At 44.3% G+C, this 2,571-nt stretch carries 2 protein-coding genes; one reads left to right on the top strand and one right to left on the bottom strand.

Annotation, left to right across the window (positions count from 1 at the left end):
• Positions 1–296 precede the first annotated feature (296 nt).
• A complete protein-coding gene (locus tag EYQ01_03610) occupies positions 297–500 on the top strand; it encodes a cold-shock protein (GenBank protein HIE64900.1) in 204 nt (67 codons plus the stop codon).
• A gap of 185 nt (positions 501–685) precedes the next feature.
• On the opposite strand, the gene EYQ01_03615 is transcribed toward EYQ01_03610, so the two are convergent.
• Positions 686–1,879, bottom strand: coding sequence for a class I SAM-dependent RNA methyltransferase (locus tag EYQ01_03615; GenBank protein HIE64901.1), 1,194 nt, complete (start codon positions 1,877–1,879; stop codon positions 686–688).
• Between the last annotated feature and the right edge of the window lie 692 nt (positions 1,880–2,571).

Consider the following 2,571-nt stretch of genomic DNA (forward strand, 5'->3'; position numbering starts at 1 on the left):
CAATTTTTCTCATTGGCAGCTTAGAGACTGAGATCTTCAGTCCCTTTTTGTCCTCTGGGGTAATTTGCGACAGAACCATATTTTTTCATTAAAAATCTTCTTGAGGACTGGTTTTAATTTGTTGATCCTATCCGTGCAGTTATGGTATAAAGACACAGGTCCATAGTACGGAAGTGAACAGAAGAAGTAATTCGTTGTAGCTCTTTCCAACTTGCTACAGCTTTTTTTTGTTAATTTAGAAAACTTTGGACATTTCGTCAGCTGATTGCTGACATCATAAACAGGAGAAATAAACAGTGAGTACAGGAACAGTCAAATGGTTTAACGGAAGTAAAGGTTTTGGATTTATCACCCCTGAGAGCGGGGACGATCTTTTCGTCCACTTTTCAGCCATTACCGGAGAAGGCTATAAATCCCTTGATGAGGGAGATGAAGTCGAATTCGAAGAGACCCAAGGCGAGAAAGGCCCACAAGCCACCAACGTCCGTAAAGTTTCCTAACCAAGGATTTTATTGATTTAAAATTGCCCTGCCGGGATACTTTTCTGGCGGGGCTTTTTTTACGCGTTACAGAAAAAGCGAGAGAATAGCCGCTTCACTCAATGCGGTAAGACTGAGATCTTCAGTCCCTTTTTGTCCTCTGGAGTAATTTGCGATAGAACCTTTACAAGTCCCCCTTAGTGTTCTCAGTACATCTCGTACTTAACCAGCCTGCCGTCAAGCCCGCCGGCCTTGATCGGTTTTTTCCATGATGCTTTCAGCCTTATTTTTTTGATATAATCCCGTTCTCCGAAATAAACAAAAGCGGCTGAGCCTTTGCATTTCTGTTTCAGAAAATCGCCAAGATATTTATAAAATATTTCAAGATTCTCATCTCTCCCCAGCCGAATACCGTAAGGCGGATTGGTTACAATTACATGCTCTTCAAGGGCGGGAAGCTTTCTGAAGTCCGCCTCTTCTACGCTTACGTTATTTCCGTAATGAAGCCCCATCAAGTTTGTTCGCGCCGCACTGACAGCCTCCGCGGACACATCACTGCCCCCTATCAAGCCTTCCGGCAGTTCCCGAATGTGTCCGTCGGCCTCTTTTTTTACCCGCTTCCAGACAGCGCCACTAAAGTCGGGCAGAAATTCAAAACCGAATCGGCTCCTGAAAACACCTGCAGGAATATTGCTATACTGCATGAGCGCTTCACACAAAAGGGTTCCCGAACCGCACAAAGGATCATATAAAGGAACAGAACCGTCCCATTCGCTGTATCGGATAATGGCGGCGGCGACGGTTTCCTGCATCGGTGCCGGAACGGTCTCCTCTCTGTAGCCTCTCCGGTGAAGCGCGCCGCCGGAAGTGTCGAGGCTTATTACTGCCTTATCGTTTCTTATATGAAGGTTCAGCAAGATATCCGGATTTTTTACCGACACATCCGGACGCTGACCGGTTTTTTCCTTGAAATAGTCGGCAACCGCATCTTTAAGGCGCAGGGCAGCGAACTTTGAATGCGAGATCGCACTGTTAGAGACATTCCCCGATACAGCAAAGGTATTGCCTTCCACAAAAAAATCTTCCCACTCGATCTGTTTAGCCTTCTGATACAGCGTATCGGTATCATGGCAAGCGAAGGATATTAAGGGCGCAAGGCACCGTGAAAGAAATCTGGTCAGATAATTAATTCGATACAGGGTTGATTTGTCTGCCCTGAAATGAATTCCGCTGAATTCCGGTCTGACATCTTCTGCGCCGAGTTCAGCTAGTTCCCCCGCGCCAGCTTCTTTTAAGCCGTCGCCTACCTGAGCAAAATAGCGGAAATCTTTCTGATACTGATATGTCGCCGCTTGCCGCTTTTCTCTTTTTGATCGTTTGACCCAATCGGTTGATACCATTTTTCACTGCTTTCTTTTCAATCTGAGCCGGTAAGAACACTCGAGATATTGCTTGATCATTTCATACTTTTTTCAGTATTAGCTGTTACGCGCCTGAATGGAACCCGACCTGCCGTCCGGCCAACTTGAGAGCATGGTGCTCCCGGATGAGCTTCTAACGGCCATTGAATTCGCACGCAAAATCCGGTTCTGTCCTTTTATGACCCCTTTACTTTATTATCCGAACAATCAGGGCGAATAGGATGGAAGAATATCAACAAACTCCCTCCACTTTGGATTTGCTTTCATTCGCTCAATTTCTCGTTGCGTTTCACCCGGATTTATTCTGAAATATGCATTAGCTGCTTGACCCGAAAATGGAATATTTGAACTTTTCATTAATTCAAAGAGTACCTGCCTAATTCGGTTCTGCTGATCTTCTGCTAATGTATTAAGGCGATCCACAAACTGGTCATATTCTTGCTTTGTCTTCTTACGAAACGGATCACAAAAAATAAACTTTAAATTATTTGGAATATCTAGCCTAAATAAGGTTCTGTCGCAAAGTTCGGATTGTTTTTACCAGCGGTTTCATAATAGCATTTGTGTCATCAAACAAATACTGTTTTTGGAGCCCTTATGCTAAGTTTTAAAGGATGCCATTTTGAGAAAGACATCATCTTGTTATGCAACCGATGGTACCTGTCTTATCC

The sequence above is a fragment of the Candidatus Manganitrophaceae bacterium genome (genome assembly GCA_012960925.1).
Taxonomy (GTDB): Bacteria; Nitrospirota; Nitrospiria; order SBBL01; family JAADHI01; genus DUAG01.

Excerpts from the sequence above, each read along its gene's own strand:
- EYQ01_03615 (HIE64901.1), bottom strand. The coding sequence starts at position 1,879 with ATGGTATCAACCGATTGGGTCAAACGATCAAAAAGAGAAAAGCGGCAA.